The following is an 18,520-nucleotide window of genomic DNA, read 5'->3' on the forward strand; positions in this document are numbered from 1 at the left end:
AAACTTTCAAGCATTTTTACGCTCTTGCGAGGCTTGTATCTTACCAAACAAGGATTTTAGGATTTGTGTATACACCGTAGGGCTTCAAGCTGGGGGATGAGTTAACGAGATTTTAAATCAGCGATCGCACCTTTGGTCATAGCAGCAATAGCTTGATCTGTCGCTTTCGGCAAATGATAATATTTACCGCCTGCTGTTTGCGATAATTCCTTGGCAAAGCCTGTGGACACAAATTTACTTTCTGTATCAATTACTAATAGCTGCATCCCCAAAGCCCGGATTCTGGCAGCAATTTCTAATAATTCTCCTTTGATATCTGGCTTTTCTCCTGGTTCTAGCTGTTCACCCAAAGAACGCGCTAAGGGAATATTACCCCGTCCATCGGTGATTGCCACAAGGACAACTTGCCCAATATCTCCACTCATCTGAGCATTTAAGCCGACGCGCACAGCTTGAGTTAAACCATGCGCTAAAGGCGAACCCCCTCCACAGGGCAACCTTTCCAAACGGTTACGTGCCAAAGCAATAGAACGTGTTGGAGGCAATAATACCTCTGCCTGTTCTCCCCGGAAGGGAATTAATGCTATTTGGTCGCGGTTTTGATAAGCTTCTGTCAGCAGTTGCATCACCGCACCTTTAGCCGATTGCATTCGATTCAGTGCCATTGAGCCAGAAGCATCTACCACAAATACTACCAACGCCCCAGCTTTGCGTACCAGGCGTTTCGAGCGAATATCAGGCTGTTCGACAATAACTTTTCTATCTGGTTGTCTTTCTCTTCGTGCTTTTTGATACGGAGCCGCTGCTCTCAAGGTGGCATCTACTGCAATGCGTCGTGCTTTCCCCTTGGGCAACATTGGCTTAATATAACGTCCCCTGTCATCAGAAAAGATAACACTGCGACTACCAGATTTACCTTGCCGCTTTGCCATTTGAGTAAAGTAAAGCACGTTGTCATCAAGAATTACCCCTTCTGGATCAAAGATAAATTCTTCCGGGATGCTAGGGGGTTCTTGCTCTTGATTTTCTTCCTGTTCTTCTTGTTCTTCCTCTTCTTCTTCTGATTCGTCCTGGGGTTCTTCTTGATTCTGTTGCGGTGGCGGTGGAGGCGGTGGTGGTGCTTGATCTGGTGGTGGTGTCTGCACAACTGTGGCGCGTGGTACAATCACCAATTCCACAGCACGGCGCAAATCTTCGGCATTAACTGTTGTTCGTCCTTCCAAAGCCGCCGCCGCTTTAGCAACCCGCGCGGCGAATAACTCGGCGCGATGTCCCTGAACTCCGCCGCGAATCGCCTCATCTACTAAGTAGGCAATTTGTTCATGGGTGATGATTACTTCTTTCAACCATTCCCGTGCCAAGATAATTTGAGTTTTGAGAGAGTCTAAATCTTCGTTGTACTGTTTGAGGAAGTCTTGGGGGGATTTAGAATAAGCGATCGCAACTTCAACTGCTTCTACTCTTTGATCTAAGCCGAGTACACCATCAGCAGAGAGTGCGATCGCAATTCTATCTAACAAATGCTCCCGTAATCCGCCTTCTTCTGGATTGTAGGTGGCAATAAACAGGGATTTACACGGATGCTGAAAACTAATCCCTTCCCGTTCAATCTGGTTGCGTCCCTCAGATAATACTGTTAAAAGCTGATTTGATATTTGGTCATCTAATAAATTAATTTCATCTACGTACAGTACACCACGGTTTGCTGTAGCAAGTAAACCGGGTTGAAAAATCGTATCACCTTCTTTTACCGACTTTTCCACATCCACGGAACCTAATAGTCGGTCTTCTGTGATACCTAGAGGAATTTGCAAAAAAGGCGCGGGGATAATTTCGACAGGCACATCTTGAATATCTTTATCTGCGTACTCCGCCAAAAGTTGATCGTCCCATTCTTCTGGGTGGTTGGGGTCACAATTACTAATTGAACCTTTGACAACTTCAATCGGCGGTAGTAGAGCGTGGATAGCACGAGCCATTACAGATTTTGCCGTACCACGACGACCTGCGATCGCTACTCCTCCCAAACCAGGATCAACTGCGGCTAACAGTAAGGCTAATTTAATTGCTTCTTGACCAACTACGGCTGTCAAGGGAAAAGCAGTGATTGTGGGGTTGATAGTAGGCGCAGGCATTGTTTGCTTTCATAGCGAGTCTCGGCCTTTAGCATACCAATTTCTGACACATTTAGAATATAAGTGCGATCGCCTCCGTGGGCGTTACGTCATCACATTTTTCTTGGGAGGAAGATTTATGAGTATTGCCCAGGCTAAACGCTTCACACTAGATGAATACCACAGGCTCGGAGAATTAGGCTTTTTCCATGAAGATGACCACATTGAATTAATCAACGGGGAAATTATTGAAATGGCATCCAAAGGTACAGTCCATGAAACTTGTTTAAGAAAACTGTGGAAGGAACTCCCCAAAATACTGGGAGACAAGGCTACTTTGCAATCACAAGCGCCGATTGCTTTGCCACCTAATAGCGAACCTGAGCCTGATTTTGCGATTGTTCAAAACCGTGCTGATGATTATCTGTCGGGTCATCCTAAAGCGGCTAATGTGTTTTTAGTAATGGAGGTTTCAGATTCTTCTTTGGCCTATGAGCAAGACGTTAAAATACCTCTCTATGCTAAAGGAGGTATTACTGATTATTGGATATTCAATTTATTCGATAATTATTTGGAAGCTTACAGTGAACCATATCAGGATAATCAAGGCAGATATGGTTATTCAAATAAGAGAATTCTCTTGTCAAATGAGGTAATAACTTTTCCCTGCTTCCCTGATTTATCTCTTGATTTAGCTAGGGTATTTCCGCCAAAGCTGAATTTTTAAACTTTCTTATATAATTCAGTCATAAGACAAAAGAGTAAGTTTTATGGCTTATAGTGATTTTAAACTTCTTGAAGTTATTGATTCTTTTGGGTTAATTATCCACGAATCATCTGGATTATTTGCAAATGTAAAGGAGCAAGAGTGTAGTGATTTATTATCTACTATTCTAAGGGAAAATGTTGATTTAGCAGTAGCGATAAGTTCCGAAAAAGCTCGGAGTGAAATGATAATCAGTCCAATTTTATTAGAGATTAGACGCAAATTTAACTATGAAATAAGCTTTTTTTCTGGAGTTGATTTTACTGTTGATAGCCAACGAGGATTAAATGGTTTTTGTGATTTTATTTTGAGTCTTTCTTCCGAGCAGTTGCTTGTACGCAGCCCGGTGATTGTCTTAGTAGAAAGTAAAAATGAGAATTTGCGGTCTGGTTTAGCCCAATGTATTGCTGAAATGGTAGCTGCTCAGTTATTTAACGAGAGAGGTGGAAATCAAATAAAAGCTATATATGGTGCTGTTACTATCGGTACTATCTGGCAATTTCTTAAGCTTGAAGGTAATGTAGTTTCGATTGATTTGAGTGAATATTATATTAAGGATATTAAGAAAATTTTAGGTATTTTGTATGGTGCGATCGCTCAAAGCAAACCGTAAATTATTTATTAAATAAAATATCTTTGAAAAAATACCATAGAGCATTTTTAAAGTTCATGAATATGGGTGAGCGCTTTTACGAAATCTTCATAAATAAGTATATTGACAATCCAGGGTCATCCATGTCACTCTGTACATAAGACAGAACAAACAACCGCACTCTAAAGCGCAGGTTTTTGGTGTTGTCTCAGCAGCAGAATTCCTAGTTTCCTGCCGAGCTTCGCGTCATCCCTCCGGCTGAATTTTCAGCCCGATGTAAGGTCAACTGATTGACTAGACATTCAATGGGAAGACAAGATATCTGGGTGAATATTCAGGGGAAGGGATGACGCGAAGCTTGCTAGGAGACTAGGAGTTCTACTGCTGAGACTTAAGCCAAACGAAAGCGATGGTAGAGAGCTTTATGACAGAGAAGTACTTTTTAAGTGCAAATTTCTCGTCTAAAGTTCTGCTGCTAGATGTATGTGTAATTTGTTGAAGCTGTCCAGTTCACTAAACAATACTGGATAAATTACAATGACACACCCTGATCAATCTTCCAAAAAACAAACAAGCCAGCAGAAAAATTATATCGGTATTTTTGCCGATATTCAAAATGTCTCTTCAATTAAAGGAAAGGGTCATTTATTGCTGAAATTTGCCCAATCTAAGGGGCATATAGTCTGTAAAAATCTCTACTATAATTCACACGATATAAACCAAGTTTGTACCAAAAATGAGCTAGAAATTCTTAGTATGAAGGGTGTTGATGTTCCTGATTATTCAGAGAATAGTGCAGATTATAGATTGATGGCTGACTGTGTTAAAGCAGTTGCCTTTAATCCTTCTCTAAAAACAATTATCCTACTTTCAGGAGACTGGGACTATGCTGGCTTAATTTGTATTCTAAAATCTTTGGGTAAAAAGGTGATAATTTTTGCTCAACGAGGTAGTGAGAGTCCAAAGTTGATTAAACTGGTTGGTAATGATAACTTCCACTTTGTAGATGAATTACCTCAGCTAGTTGCCAATAGCAATAAGACTCAACCTCAAAACACAGATATTGTGTCTCAGATTAATTACAAAGAGGCTATAGAGTATTTAATTGAAGCTATCAAAACTGCCTCAAGCCAAGGTAAGCCTACCGTATTTGGTTGCATTGATAAATTGATGCGTCAACGTTGTGCTAACTATCAAGGATACTTATCTATTTCTACAGATGATAGTAAGAAATTTAAGAGTTTTAGCCAGTTTATTGATGTTGCTGTCAAGGATGGCAAAGTCCGAAAGCAAAATCAGGAGTTATTTTTAACTGAGTTAGATATACTGGCTGCCTAAAATAGTTTTGAAAAACCCAGTTGAATAAAAAACTGGGTTTTCCCAAAACACCGCGATTTGCGGTTTTTTCATGTCTGAAGACAATCACACTTGTAAAGTTTCCCAACAGTAAATTTCTGCAACAAGACACAAGATAAAATGCACAAACTTCTAATATTCCATAATGAAAAACTTCTACGCCGTGCGCTTACGCATCGTTCGTATGTGCATGAAAATCCCGGAGAAGGCGAACACAATGAACGCCTAGAATTTCTCGGTGATGCTTTGCTGAATTTCTTAAGTGGCGAGTATCTATATAGTTGTCACCCAGAAATGGGAGAAGATGAATTAACACGGCGGCGTTCGGCGCTGGTAGATGAAAAGCAATTAGCAAAGTTCGCTGAGGAAGTAGGTTTAGACTTTAGAATGCGGTTAGGAAAAGGTGCAATTCGAGATGGAGGCTACCAAAATCCTAATTTGCTCAGTAGCACCTTTGAAGCTGTACTTGGTGCTTATTATTTGGATAATGATTCGAATATTGAAGCAGTTCGCGCAATTGTAGAACCACTATTTGATTCTGTAGATCCAAAAAATATAGTTGTGTCTCGTTCTAATGTAGACTCAAAAAATCGCTTTCAAGAATGGGTGCAACGTAATGTTACTCCAAATCCCCCCAAATATTTCACAGAACAAATAGGAGGCCCTTCTCACGCGCCAGAATTCATCGCAAAAGTATTGGTAGATGAAAAAATTTATGGCGAAGGTAAGGGACGCAATAAAAAAGATGCAGAAAAAGCTGCTGCTGAAGATGCGCTTGCTAAGTTGAAAAAACAAGGTTTGTTATAGAGTTTATGGGTTCATAAATTTTAAGAATTTTAAAATTAGAAATTTCCTAACACTGAAAAAACGCAAAAAAATGAGGATGATATACTCCACCCTCATTTTATTTTTTGTCACTTTACTCATTTCCAGATAGTAGCCAGAAAAGAGTCAACTATTACAGTTGCGGTACGTACTGTTGCTTATCTGGGACTTCAGCATATTCAGCCACAATCTGGCGGAATTCTTCGCCATCAATGGTTTCTTTCTCGATGAGCAAATCTACTAAGCGATCGGTGACAGTGCGATGGTCACGGATGATCTTTTTAGCATTGTCGTAGCACTGCTCAACAATTTCCCTGACTTGTCCATCAATGCGGGAAGCGATGGATTCAGAATACTCAGATCGAGTTGTCCAATCACGACCCAAGAATACTTCTCCCTGCTGGCTTTCTAACGATAGTGGCCCTAAATCGGACATTCCGAAACGAGTCACCATCTGCCGTGCCATTCCCGATAACTGCTGCAAGTCTCCACCAGCGCCAGTTGTGACTTCCGCAGCGCCAAAAATTACCTCTTCGGCGGCGCGGCCACCCAAAGCACCAGTAATTCTCGCTTTCAACTGAGAACGGGAAATTAACCCCTGTTCTTCGTTGGGTGTAAACCAAGTTAAACCCTGTGCTTGTCCTCGTGGAATCAGGGTAACTTTCTGTACTGGGTCATGGTCTTTTAACAAAGTTCCCACTAAGGCGTGTCCGATTTCGTGGTAAGCAATTAAGCGCTTGCTCTTGCTATCAACCAAGGGAGTACCTTCCATACCAGCAACTACCCGATCTACTGCATCATCAATTTCGCGGAGGGTAATGGCTTCCTTGCGTCTTCTCGCAGTGAGAATTGCTGCTTCGTTGAGTAAGTTGGCTAAGTCAGCACCAGTGAATCCAGGAGTGCGGCGAGCGATCGCATCCAACGATACGCTAGTGTCTAATTTCTTATTCCGCGCATGGACTTGTAAGATTTCCAAACGCCCTTTGATATCGGGTGCATCGACTGTTACTTGGCGGTCAAAGCGACCGGGACGTAACAAGGCTGAGTCTAGTACGTCGGGACGGTTGGTAGCAGCAATAATAATGATGCCTGTGTTACCTTCAAACCCGTCCATTTCGGTGAGCAATTGGTTGAGGGTTTGCTCTCTCTCGTCGTTACCGCCACCGATACCAGCGCCCCGTTGTCTGCCCACAGCGTCGATTTCATCGATGAAGATAATACAGGGGGCGTTATCTTTAGCTTTCTTGAACAAGTCGCGGACGCGGGATGCACCCACGCCAACGAACATTTCTACAAATTCCGAACCGGAAATACTGAAGAAAGGTACACCTGCTTCGCCTGCGATCGCTTTTGCTAGTAAAGTTTTACCAGTTCCAGGAGGCCCAACTAACAGTACTCCCTTGGGAATGCGTGCGCCTACAGCGGTAAATCTTTCTGGCTGCTTGAGGAAGGTGACGACTTCTTGTAGTTCTTCCTTAGCTTCTTCGATGCCGGCTACGTCGTCAAATTTGACCCCGGTTTTTGCCTCCATTTGGAAACGCGCTTTGGATTTGCCGAAGTTCATCGCTTGACCTGGCCCGCCGGGGAGGTTACTAGAACGCCGGAACAAAAAGAACAGTCCGGTAATCAATAAAACTGGAAAGACAAGATTACCCAACAATCCCCAAATTGCGCCATCATTCCGCATCGGGTGAGCATCGAAACTAATGGCTTTTTCTTTGAGCTTACTAATTAACTCAGGAGCGTTAATAGGCAAATCTACACGCCACCTTTGGACACGATTTTCAATGTCTGGATCGCGGGCTTCTATAATTGCTGTTCTACCGCCTTCGTAAAGATCCACACTGGTGACGCGATCGCCGTCCAAGTATTCTAGGAAGCGACCATAAGTCATACGGGTATTGGCTGTGTTCCTATTCATGTCAGCAGGAGCGCCTGCAAAGGCCCCCTGCCAGAAGAAAAAACCAATTACCAAAGCCGGTAATGTCCAGAGTGCTACGACTTTCCAAGAGAATTTCATCTTAATTTGCCTCTAGATGCCTATACAAATCATTAGCTCTAGCCACAGAATGTTCATTACTCTGTCACTTTAAGTTGTTAAACGGATGTTTATAAATCCATTTTGTTTAATTTGATCTCTTATATGCAGTGTCATAAAGCAACTAGAGCATTATGACAGTACATATAAGAATCTTAATCAAAGTTAACTTAATTTTAATACAAAATCGCACGATAAAAGGAAGCCCAACGGGATGCAAAGACACAGATAATTTCTCCAGAATCTTCCTCGTGTCGGTTTAAGTCTTTCTCAATGATGATTTTGGGGGAGTAGGGAAGAAGCAAGGGAGCAGGGAGCAAGGGAGAAAAGTTTTCCCCTCTACCTTTTTTCAATGCCCCATGCCCCATGCCCTACTTTACTTCTGTAATTTTTAGACTGTAAGGAAGATACTTGCCTTTTTCGTAGGAGCCAACCCAAATTTGGTAACTTCCAGGTAGCCATTCACCAACAATGCCGGCATTTTTGCCATCAAAATCGTCATTGCACCAAGTACCACCGGGGCCCTTGATAATTATGGTGGTATCTTCAGGACTTTGAACTTGCAGCTTTAGGTAGTCAAATTTACTTGTTAGCACTAATGTGTGGTCTGGTGTTTCATCAACAAATCCAGTACAAGGGCCGGTGGCTGTTTCGCTTCTCCCACCTATTTGACTCCCAGATATTGAACCACCACTCATCCCGCGAACTGTCAAAGGGTCTGGGGAAAACTGAGGGCCAATGGTGACATCTCCAAATATTGTTGGCGCTTCTTGAGCATCAGTCACGGCATTAACTGTCGAGGTGATGAAGAGCGTAACTATCATGAACGATAATCTCATCCCTCTATTGAGCGCTTTTGTCGGCATTGTAATTACGTTCGCTTCTAAGTGTTTTTGAAGACATGAATTTTACACACCAAGTTCCCAATATGAGGAGAATTGACTAACTATTTTAGATGTGAAATTGAGAATAATTCATTAGTAATTAGTCAATGATTTCTGGTTCTTATCGTTGCTCTAAGTAAGTCGGCATAATAAAACCAAACTGTGTGAAGAAAAGTAAACAAGGCTAAAACCCTTTCTCACCTTGCTCCCTGCCTTATCCCAACAATAATTATTTACGCCCACTTACTTACCTTATGGATAGGGGCCCACAAATGTGCGCCCCTAAAATCTAAAATATTTCTAAAATTCAAAAGTAATCGCTAATTAACTTCTGTGATTGCTCGACTCAAGCGCGGCTTATCTAAACCAATCTGATTTAGTAGTAACCAAGATTGGATTAAGTCAGGGCCATGAACATCTCCAGTTAAGGCTGCTCGGAGCGATCGCATTACTAAGCCTTTTTTGACTTTTTGTTCTTTCACTACTTGTTTAATAATCTCCTGGGCAGCGGCTTCTGACAATTGCGGCTGATTTTCTAAAGCTGTGACAATCGCTTCAAGAACAGCCGCCGAGCCTTCTTGCTTCAGTTGCGTACTACCTTCCTCGCTAAATTCAACTGTATCGCTAAAAAACAGTTGGCTTTGAGGTACTGCATCTACCAGGCGAGTCAAACTCTGACTAATTAAAGTTACTAGCTGTTCTAACCAGGGGCGTTCTCTTCCACCATCAAATTTATACCCAGCCGCTTGCCAATAGGGGATGAGTAAATCTGTGAGTTTATCTACTGGCGTCTTGTGGATATACTGACTGTTTAACCAATCCAGCTTATCCCAGTCAAACTTTGCACCTGCTTTATTGACGCGCTCAAAGCCAAATTCTTTCGCTGCTGTTTCTAAGGTAAATATTTCTTGCGTCGAATCTGGTGGCGACCAACCTAGCAATGTCATGTAATTTACCAAGCCTTCAGCAGTAAAGCCCATTTTCTGAAAGTCAGAAATGGAAGTGACACCATCTCGCTTAGAAAGCTTGCGCCCTTCCATATTCAAAATCAGCGGCGTGTGAGAAAACTCTGGGATTTTTGCACCCAAAGCTTCATACAGTAAAATTTGCTTGGCGGTGTTGGCGATGTGGTCTTCTCCGCGGATGACATGGGTGATTTGCATATCGATGTCATCCACGACAACCACAAAGTTGTATAAAGGTTGACCGCTAGCCTCTTCTGAGGCGCGAGCGATGACCATATCACCACCTAAATCGCTACCTCGCCAAGACATCTTTCCCCTTACTAGGTCATTCCAGACAATTTCCCGCCCATCTTCGATTTTGAAGCGAATCACAAAGGAGCGACCTTCGGCTTCAAAGGCGGCGCGTTGTTCTGGGGTGAGGTTGCGGTGACGGTTGTCATACCGAGGAGCTTCACCTCTCGCTTTTTGGGCTTCTCTCAGAGCCTCTAATTCTTCGGAAGTGGTATAGCAACGATAAGCTAATCCTTGCTCTAGCAGTTTTTGTACTGCTTCTTTATAAAGATCCAGGCGTTGGGATTGAAAAAATGGCCCTTCATCCCAGTTCAACCCTAGCCAGCGCAGTCCTTCAAGAATATTGTCGGTGTATTCGGGACGCGATCGCTCTAAATCTGTATCTTCTATTCGCAGGATAAATTTCCCGCCGTGGTGGCGGGCAAATAACCAGTTAAATACAGCCGTTCTAGCTGTACCAATATGTAAATTTCCGGTTGGACTCGGCGCAATACGGACTCTAACAGTCACAGTTAATTCTCTCTTTCGCAAAGCATGATAAATGTAGCTTATAATCAAATCTTGAATTCTGAGGCAATGCCTTTGGGGAATTCAAAATCTAAAATCACCGGAGTTCAATTCAGTGATTCACTACTCATAAATTTAGAACGGGACTGACGGGGCTCGAACCCGCAACTTCCGCCGTGACAGGGCGGTGCTCTAACCAATTGAACTACAGTCCCTTGTTTGGCAACTTTGCTATTATCACTATTTTTTTTCTACTTGTCAAGGGTTTTGGAGTCGGGAATTAGAAATTATTTTTGTCCTGTCTCTCCAAGGTGCGAATTTTTCGTTAAAACCTTGATAATACAACCTGTGGCTCTGATTCCAAATGCTGCAATATCCGAGATTGTATTTGTTTATACTGCTGCTTTAATAGCTGTCTGCTCAACTGGGCTTGAGAAGTGGGTGGTAGAGTGTGACTCTGTTGCACCCAGGTTTTCAATAATTGCCGCTGAGTTGGCTCAATGCGACTGCTGAGAACCTGGGTGCAGGAATGTGGTTCTTCCAGAGTAAAGAAAATCAAAGGATAGTGTTCATTTTCAGTCAGGAGACTTACCATTTTAAGATTTTGGGGATTTTGCATATCTAAGTAGCATGGCAGCCACTTAGGAGCCAATTGCCGATTGTAGAGTACTGTCACCCACAACAGCATTGGGTGAGGGGATGTGATGAAGATAAATCGGCTGTAACGGGTAGAAGCCGCATAATTTTTGATTTCTTGTTGAGACAACATCAACCATAGTGCTGTCATCGATCCTTGTGCAGTGTCTAGAATTTGAGGAAAAACAATTTCTTGAATTGGTTTATTTTCAGGCCATAAAAGTTGCCGACAGCTTTGTTCTATTGCTATTGGTAATGCAGAATTTAAAGGACGGTTCAAGATGGAACTAGAGGCTATATTTGTAGGTAAGCTGGGACAATTTAAGGGTTCTAAACTATTTAATACTTGCAAAATTTGAGCGATATTTTGGGGGCGATCGCTTGCTTTTTTAGCCAGACAAGCCATGATTAAATTATTCAGCTTTTGAGGTATTTTCAGAGTGGGTTTAACCTCTGCGATCGTTTTTGGCTGCTCAAAGTGATGTGCCTTATACCAAGCGCCAAAGTAATCAGTTTCAGGTTGCCAAGGTTTTTTACCTGTGAGCATCTCAAACATCATTACACCCAGACTATAAATATCAGAGCGGCTATCTAATTTTTCTCCATCTAATTGTTCTGGAGAACAGTAGGGTAAAGTGCCATTAAATCCCCTACTTGTACTGGCTGTTGATGCATAATTTAAAAATCTAGCAATTCCAAAATCAAGAATTTTAACTAACTGACCCAATATCGGATCGGGAATAACTAATATATTAGCAGGCTTGATATCTCGATGAACTAACGGACAAATTTTGCCATCAATGTTAATACCTTGATGAGCGCATTGTAAGCCCAAACAAATCTGGCGAGAGAGAGTCAAAAATATATGTAGTGGCAGCGGAATTAAATCTTTTAAACTCTTGCCAGATAGATATTCCATGACATAATATGGTTTTCCTTTATCATTCACACCATAATCATAGGCTCGTACTATATGTATACTTTTTTGACTCAAAGCTGCACTCATTAAAGCTTCACGAGCAAAGTCTTGTTGCATCTTGCTATCTACAACAGTTTTAGTCAAAAATTTGACAGCAACCGGTATGCCTCCGAGCAAAATATCATTGGCTAAAAAAACTTCACCCATACCACCGCTACCAATTAATTGCTTAAGTTGATAACGATTGGCAAGCAAGCCCGTAGTACTTGGAGATGTAAATGGGCTTTGATTCACTTTATTCACCTCTGCTGTTGAGTCTATTTAAAGTTAGTAATACACACATAAGAATATCATTAGACAATTGTAGCAAGCATAGCAAGAATTGTAATCGCAAACTTTCAAGGACGTGATAAAAGTTTTAAAAAAATCTCCAAAAATTTAACCATCCAATTTTTTAAACCTTCTTTCTCAGCTTTTTGATGTGCAGCTAACTTGCGTAAGATGTCTAACTTTAACTTTTCATATTCTGTTTTCAAAATATTTTTAGCTTGATTAGGTGAAATTAATTCATTGGACTGTTGACTTATATTTAACCAATCTACAAGTTGCTGCCGCTGGTTAGCCGTAAGGTTTAAAGTCGTTACATGAGAGCAACGCGTTGGATCTTCTAGAGGAAAAAATAGTAAATGATAGTAACCTACTTCTGCTAAACTACGTGCTATATTCTGACCTTTATGATCTTTCAAATCCAGAAAATAAGGTAGCCATTTAGTCATAGAAGGTTGAGCATCGTATAGTACTGTTACCCACAATAGCATCGGGTATACATTCATTTTACTAATAAATTCAGTACCATGTATGTTATCCAAAAACTTGGTAATATCTTGTTTGGGCAACATTGCCCAAAAAGTTGGTATTGGTCTTTGAAGAGTATGTAGTAAATGCGGAAATCCAATTGGCGCAATTGGTTTATTCTTCGGCCAATTTTTCTGCAAACACTCTTTTTCTGATAATAAAGTTGCAGGTACTAATTGAACCGGAAATGAGACTTTAATAATGTCAGTACTATTGTTAGGAATAGCATTATTAAGCTGAAGACTAACTTTTTCTAAACCTTCTAATATTTGGTTGATATTTTGAGGGCGATCGCTTACTTCTTTTGCTAAACAACTCATCAATATCTTTTCTAATATTTCCGGTATTTTTACTTGCGGATTTACTTCTGTAACTGTCGGTGGCATTTGAAAGCGATGGGCTTGATACCAAGTACCAAAGGAGTTACTTTTTGTTTGAAATGGATGTTTCCCTGTCAGCATCTCAAACATTAGTACTCCCAAACTATAAATATCAGAGCGAACATCTAGCAGTTTACGCCCTTCCATGTGTTCTGGAGAACAGTAAGGCAAACTGCCAATAAAAGAATCTGTGAGAGTCATCCCACTTCGCTCTGTGAGAAATTTAGCAATACCAAAATCTAGTATTTTAACAATTTCTCCTCGTTTACTATCTTCAGCAAGAAATATATTTTCTGGTTTAATATCTCTGTGGACGATAGGATAAATTTCTCCTTTCAGGCTAATGCCTTGGTGGGCACATTGTAAACCTAAACAAATCTGATTACAAATCTCTAAAAACTTCGAGATTGTTAAGGGCTGAATTTTCAGAATTTGTTTTAGATTTTTTCCTTGAAGATATTCCATTACATAAAATGGAGTTTTATCTTCAGTAACGCCATAACTTAATATGCGAACAATATGTTTACTTTTGCGACCCAATTGAGCCCCAATAAAAATCTCTCTGGCAAAACGTTGAGACATTTGTTGGTTTGACAAACTGAGTGATAGGATTTTGATTGCGATCGGCATACCACCCTTAGCAGTATCTTCCGCTAGATAAACTCTACCCATCCCCCCTTTGCCAATCAAATCTCTGATTAGATAGCGATTGTTTAAAAATTGTCCAATATAATCGTCTAATTCTGCTTTTTGCCCTACCATACTCTCAATTTTATTTTCTGGCATAAAAATCATTTATGAAAAATGTTATTGGCAAAATACTTTAATTAAGTCTAGCTAATTATTAAATTTAAATCTAAAAAATACCCGCATTTTGAGAAAATTAATTATATGCTGTAAATATGCTTAAGGTCTCTGCAAAATCTCTTAAACATTGTGTAACATATTTATTAAGGATTACGGTTGAGAAATTACACGTAAACTACAATCAGGGTAGATAAAGCTGCCTAGTAGATTCCGTAGATACACACAAATAACCAGAAAAAAGAAATAACAGTATTATTACAACATTTCATTAATTCATAACGAATTAACTTTGGCAAAACTCTGCATACCTCTGTATTCCTCTGCGTTTAAAAAAGTTACGAACTTATGCAAAGCTGTATTATATTTGTGCGGTTAAAGGTTAAGACTTGGGAATAAACGGCGTAATAATCTAATTAGCGGATTTTCAATTTTAATTTTAAAGGCTAGTATTTGGGTGCGTTGTAGGGAGTTAAAATTGTTATCACTAATGAGAATTAATGATTGCTGACCATCGGGTAATTTAGGGCCAATAGTTAAGCCTTCAATGTTGTCTAGTAGTACATCTAGGGTTCTCAAATCTAACAGCAGTTTTTTCTGAACTGGTTTAATATTTTTGGAATCAACTGCTAAAAGGCTATCAATATTATGAATATTATCAGCTCCTTCTAAAGAAACTTGAAACAGGGAAATAGCAAATCCTAAACCAGTAAAAGACCTTTCTAGACTTAGGAAGTGTCCTTGATTATCAAGAGCAAGTAAATCGGGTAATCCACTTGCGAATTTGCCAATCAGATTCAAAAATGGTGCAACTGGTTCAGTTTGGTAAAGAAATTCTTTTTCTGGGTGGTTGTTGAGCAAGTTGTACTGCAAAATCCGGCAAGGACTACCAATATTAGGTTTAGCTGCGATACCATCTTGAATTAGAGCATTTTCGGTAGCTGTGAATAGATGCTTTTTATCAGGTGTGATGGTGAGGCTTTCAAAAGCCAAATTGTTACGGATACCTTTTTGACCATTCTTATCTGGCAAAAATTTGTTTGGGATGGGGAGTGTTATAATTTCTTTGCCAGAAGATAGTGAAAACTCTTTAATAAAAGGATTAATTAATTTTACAACATCACCTTCAGAAGAAATAAATACAGTTTCTTTATTAGTTAAGGCAATACCTTCTGTATCAGTTTCACCAGGGCGAAATGTTTGGCCATTTTCATTTAGTAATGTGGTGACGCTGACTGGGGTAATTCCACCTTTTTGTAGAACCCCTTTGCTCAAGTCGATTTTCAAGGTGTAGAAACGAGCGGCAGCTTTTTGTCCACGGTCATCGGAAATAGCATAATAAAGATTGTTTTTGGCATTGTATGTAATTCCAGATAAACCTCCAATTTCTGTTTTTTGAAAGATTAAACCTTTCGGTAAGGTAGCTTCCCCAATAAATTCTATGCTCCTGATTTCAACAGCATTTGACGTTAAGTTTGTGAATACAAAGCCGATAATTATAATTGGGAGCAAAAAGTAAAGAATTCGTGGGAATACAAAGATTTTTTTAATTAGCTGCATAGATTTTTTTGTTAAATAAATATGCGTTCTAAGGCAAGATGGTTCAGTTAAGGGTTGTCGGTGTAGATAATTGGTCTTTGAAGACGGATAAATCGCGTCTCTACATGATGGTTTGTATTGACGTTATAAATACCTAGTTGTGCGTCCTTATAAATAATACCAATTAAAAAACAAAAGCCTGATTAAATCAGGCTTTATTAATTGTTAATTTGAAAAGCTTTAGAAAATAGGAAATTACTTAAGCTAGTCGCAAACCATATTCATCTTGGAAAAAATTGACAAGCCAATCTTTCACCTGATGAGTAGCACGACAGTCATCTTCATTGTAGCGTTGGATGATTTCTAGTAAGGCGCGATCGCCTGTTTCTAACCATTGATCGTACCAGTAAATACACTTTGCACCACTGGCTTCTTTATCACGCCACTCAAATCCTATCCAACGAGCGATCGCTTTCAAGGCATAGCTTTCTATCGGCAATGCTACACTTTGGGTTAATTGTTCATACACATCCACAAATCGATTCAGTACAGGACGCACTAAGGAGTGTGGAGTGCCGTAAAGTTTTGCCAACCGTTTGACTGTATCAAACTCATAGACACAAAAATGATAAATTGGCGCTTCGGGATATTGCCAAACCAAATCCAAAAATTGCTGCCAAACTAATTCTTCGTCTTCTGGTTTATCTGCTAAAAAAGAATAAAATTGTTCTGTATTAGTTTGTCTATTAACGACCAAAACCCCTAAGAGATAATCTAAATCTAAGTCTGGCTGGGCTTCAATATCAAAATAAAGCTCTATGGGTGCTGTAAATGTAATATCTTCTGTTGGTAGCGGGTAGGGTAAAATTAACGGTCGTTTTTCTAGTGCAGATTGAGCTTGCACTACTAACTTGGGTGCTACTTCGCTGTCAAAACCAAGTAGATTCTCTAAGCTGCTGGGACTGGTATTAGCAAGAGATTCCAGTGTGGTAATGGCTAAGGCTTGGAGTTGAGTGTAGCGAATGGGTGTTACACCTGGTAACAAGGAGAGATGTTTTTCAGATTGAGCGATCGCATAACATTCACTATACCAATGGCAAAAATTGCACTTTTGCCGAGAAATAAACACCTCTGGCGGATTCGGTAACTCTAAAACTTGAATAAACTCTTCCAGAATCAGCTGCATCCGTGGCATCCATTTAAGTAGATCCACTGTATAATTTGCATTTTTGCTTCGCAATATGAGTGAAGCTGTTCCCGGTGGAACTCCCTGCACTGTTGCCAACACTTGGGCATGAAATGCCGCGACAACCTGATATTCTTGCTTAGGGCGCTTACCCAATTCAATACTCGCCGGGACGTAGATCCAATCTCCAAAATTTGATTGTCCCGGTTGTTTCACGAGTAAATCTGGACGACTTAGCAAGGTGTCTGCTTCAGAATAAGTTGCTGACAGCACTCCTTTATAGATGTACTCAACCCCACGCTGCATCAATTCTAAAGTTGCCTTCTCTGCCCTTTCCCAGTTTCCATAAGAATAATCTGGTTGGTGATAAGTCACATTTGTCAAAATACTCAACTGATGAGCGATTTTGTCCTGTTGCAGTTTCCTTAGCAACTCATTGGGGGCATCGCGCTGACTTTTGTCACCGCGGATATCTAAAAAAGGTCGGCGTTTACAGCGTTGGTATTGCAGTAGGAGTTCAGCATTAATTAGCATCCTTTTAAGTTAACAAGATTTAGCACACTCTGGGAGTCACTCAGACAATTAATAATGGAGTGGGAGATGAGGGAGATGAGAAACTAATGCTAATCCAAAATCTAAAATCTAAAATCCAAAATTGATATGACTAGTACTTCTGTTGCACAAACCAGGTTGCATAGCCATCGAGAGCAATTTCCGGCTTTAGCGAATAAGACTTATTTTAACTATGGGGGACAAGGGCCGATGCCCCAAAGGGCAATGGATACTATGGCCCAAACTCAAGCTTATGTTCAGGAAATAGGCCCCTTTGGCAATGAGGCATATAGCTGGATAGCGCCTCAGACTCAAGCTGCTAGAGTTGCGATCGCTTCTGAGTTCCATGCACCATCTGAAACAATTACTCTCACCCAAAATGTCACCATTGGCTGTAATATCGCCATGTGGGGTATTGAATGGCGGGCTGGCGACCATCTGCTACTCTCTGACTGCGAACATCCAGGCGTAATTGCTACATCCCAAGAAATCTCGCGGAGATTCGCAATAGAAGTTACCACCTGTCCTTTAAAAGCGACTTTAAATGAGGGCGACCCTATAACTATCATTGCCCAACACTTACGCCCCAATACCCGTCTTGTAATATTAAGTCATGTTTTCTGGAATACTGGTCAAGTTTTACCTCTGGACAAAATTGCCGAAGTATGCAGAAATAATCATTCTGCACTATTAATAGATGCTGCCCAATCTGCTGGTTTATTGCCTTTAAACTTGACAGAATTGGGAGTAGATTTTTATGCTTTCACTGGTCACAAATGGTTATGTGGCCCTGCGGGTGCTGGTGGTTTGTATGTCCGCCCAGAAGCACGAGAAAGCCTGAAACCTACGTTTATTGGCTTGAGTGGTATTGTTGTGGATAGTCAATCTCAGCCTGTGGATTGGCTGCCAGATGGGCGACGATACGAGGTTTCTACATTATCTTATCCGTTGTATCTTGGGTTAAAGGAAGCGATCGCAATTCATCAGCAATGGGGAACCTCACAAGAACGTTACGAGCAAATTTGCCACAATAGTGAGTATCTCTGGCGACAATTGACGGCGTTACCCGATATTAAATGTTTGCGAACTTCCCCACCTGAAAGCGGTATAGTCTCCTTTCAACTTACAAATAATCAATCTCAGGCTCATTTGAAGCTGGTAAAATTTTTAGACTCACAAAGGATATTAACTCGGACAATTGCCGATCCTAGCTGTATACGCGCCAGTGTCCATTACTTTACTTTAGAATCGGAAATTGACCTATTGGTTGAGGCGATTCAAGGTTTTTGCAAAACTTAGTTAAAAGTTAGG

General features: G+C 40.6%; 13 protein-coding genes and 1 tRNA gene. 5 read left to right on the forward strand and 9 right to left on the reverse strand.

The window, feature by feature from the left end:
- Positions 1-101: 101 nt before the first annotated feature.
- Positions 102-2,135 carry a magnesium chelatase ATPase subunit D gene (gene bchD / locus FD723_RS21400; protein ID WP_179067151.1) on the reverse strand — a complete coding sequence of 678 codons (2,034 nt, stop codon included), beginning with the start codon at positions 2,133-2,135 and terminating at the stop codon, positions 102-104.
- 118 nt (positions 2,136-2,253) lie between these two features.
- Between bchD and FD723_RS21405 the strand changes: the two genes are divergently transcribed.
- The 4 genes from FD723_RS21405 (at position 2,254) to rnc (ending at position 5,635) form a co-directional block, all read left to right on the forward strand.
- The gene (locus FD723_RS21405) at positions 2,254-2,841 is read left to right on the forward strand and encodes a Uma2 family endonuclease (protein ID WP_179069225.1); all 588 of its coding nucleotides are present in this window, start codon (positions 2,254-2,256) and stop codon (positions 2,839-2,841) included.
- Between the two features lie 43 nt (positions 2,842-2,884).
- Positions 2,885-3,493 carry a hypothetical protein gene (locus FD723_RS21410; RefSeq protein ID WP_179067152.1) on the forward strand — a complete coding sequence of 203 codons (609 nt, stop codon included), beginning with the start codon at positions 2,885-2,887 and terminating at the stop codon, positions 3,491-3,493.
- Positions 3,494-4,009: 516 nt separating this feature from the next.
- Entirely contained in the window at positions 4,010-4,810 is an 801-nt protein-coding gene (locus FD723_RS21415; RefSeq protein ID WP_179067153.1) for an NYN domain-containing protein, read from the forward strand.
- A gap of 138 nt (positions 4,811-4,948) precedes the next feature.
- Positions 4,949-5,635, forward strand: coding sequence for a ribonuclease III (rnc, locus tag FD723_RS21420; protein WP_179067154.1), 687 nt, complete (start codon positions 4,949-4,951; stop codon positions 5,633-5,635).
- A 151-nt stretch (positions 5,636-5,786) separates the two neighbouring features.
- On the opposite strand, the gene ftsH2 is transcribed toward rnc, so the two are convergent.
- The 8 genes from ftsH2 to FD723_RS21460 form a co-directional block, all read right to left on the reverse strand.
- Complete coding sequence (gene ftsH2 / locus FD723_RS21425; RefSeq protein ID WP_179067155.1) at positions 5,787-7,673, reverse strand: ATP-dependent zinc metalloprotease FtsH2; 1,887 nt, start codon at positions 7,671-7,673, stop codon at positions 5,787-5,789.
- Between the two features lie 389 nt (positions 7,674-8,062).
- Entirely contained in the window at positions 8,063-8,557 is a 495-nt protein-coding gene (locus FD723_RS21430) for a hypothetical protein (protein ID WP_179067156.1), read from the reverse strand.
- 338 nt (positions 8,558-8,895) lie between these two features.
- Positions 8,896-10,341, reverse strand: coding sequence for a glutamate--tRNA ligase (gene gltX / locus FD723_RS21435; RefSeq protein WP_179067157.1), 1,446 nt, complete (start codon positions 10,339-10,341; stop codon positions 8,896-8,898).
- 138 nt (positions 10,342-10,479) lie between these two features.
- Positions 10,480-10,553 (reverse strand) — tRNA-Asp (locus FD723_RS21440).
- Between the two features lie 110 nt (positions 10,554-10,663).
- Positions 10,664-12,187, reverse strand: coding sequence for a serine/threonine-protein kinase (locus FD723_RS21445; RefSeq protein WP_179067158.1), 1,524 nt, complete (start codon positions 12,185-12,187; stop codon positions 10,664-10,666).
- Positions 12,188-12,291: 104 nt separating this feature from the next.
- A complete protein-coding gene (locus tag FD723_RS21450; RefSeq protein WP_256874891.1) occupies positions 12,292-13,914 on the reverse strand; it encodes a serine/threonine-protein kinase in 1,623 nt (540 codons plus the stop codon).
- A 393-nt stretch (positions 13,915-14,307) separates the two neighbouring features.
- On the reverse strand, positions 14,308-15,492 hold the full coding sequence (locus FD723_RS21455; RefSeq protein ID WP_179067159.1) for an esterase-like activity of phytase family protein: 1,185 nt from the start codon (positions 15,490-15,492) through the stop codon (positions 14,308-14,310).
- 238 nt (positions 15,493-15,730) lie between these two features.
- Entirely contained in the window at positions 15,731-17,191 is a 1,461-nt protein-coding gene (locus FD723_RS21460) for a TM0106 family RecB-like putative nuclease (RefSeq protein ID WP_179067160.1), read from the reverse strand.
- 126 nt (positions 17,192-17,317) lie between these two features.
- On the opposite strand from FD723_RS21460, the gene FD723_RS21465 reads away from it, so the two are divergent.
- A complete protein-coding gene (locus FD723_RS21465; RefSeq protein ID WP_179067161.1) occupies positions 17,318-18,508 on the forward strand; it encodes an aminotransferase class V-fold PLP-dependent enzyme in 1,191 nt (396 codons plus the stop codon).
- Positions 18,509-18,520 lie beyond the last annotated feature (12 nt).

The sequence above is a fragment of the Nostoc sp. C052 genome, assembly GCF_013393905.1.
Lineage (GTDB): Bacteria > Cyanobacteriota > Cyanobacteriia > Cyanobacteriales > Nostocaceae > Nostoc.

Excerpts from the sequence above, each read along its gene's own strand:
- bchD (WP_179067151.1), bottom strand. The coding sequence starts at position 2,135 with ATGCCTGCGCCTACTATCAACCCCACAATCACTGCTTTTCCCTTGACA.
- FD723_RS21405 (WP_179069225.1), top strand. The coding sequence starts at position 2,254 with ATGAGTATTGCCCAGGCTAAACGCTTCACACTAGATGAATACCACAGG.
- FD723_RS21410 (WP_179067152.1), top strand. The coding sequence starts at position 2,885 with ATGGCTTATAGTGATTTTAAACTTCTTGAAGTTATTGATTCTTTTGGG.
- FD723_RS21415 (WP_179067153.1), top strand. The coding sequence starts at position 4,010 with ATGACACACCCTGATCAATCTTCCAAAAAACAAACAAGCCAGCAGAAA.
- rnc (WP_179067154.1), top strand. The coding sequence starts at position 4,949 with ATGCACAAACTTCTAATATTCCATAATGAAAAACTTCTACGCCGTGCG.
- ftsH2 (WP_179067155.1), bottom strand. The coding sequence starts at position 7,673 with ATGAAATTCTCTTGGAAAGTCGTAGCACTCTGGACATTACCGGCTTTG.
- FD723_RS21430 (WP_179067156.1), bottom strand. The coding sequence starts at position 8,557 with ATGCCGACAAAAGCGCTCAATAGAGGGATGAGATTATCGTTCATGATA.
- FD723_RS21450 (WP_256874891.1), bottom strand. The coding sequence starts at position 13,914 with ATGCCAGAAAATAAAATTGAGAGTATGGTAGGGCAAAAAGCAGAATTA.
- FD723_RS21455 (WP_179067159.1), bottom strand. The coding sequence starts at position 15,492 with ATGCAGCTAATTAAAAAAATCTTTGTATTCCCACGAATTCTTTACTTT.
- FD723_RS21460 (WP_179067160.1), bottom strand. The coding sequence starts at position 17,191 with ATGCTAATTAATGCTGAACTCCTACTGCAATACCAACGCTGTAAACGC.
- FD723_RS21465 (WP_179067161.1), top strand. The coding sequence starts at position 17,318 with ATGACTAGTACTTCTGTTGCACAAACCAGGTTGCATAGCCATCGAGAG.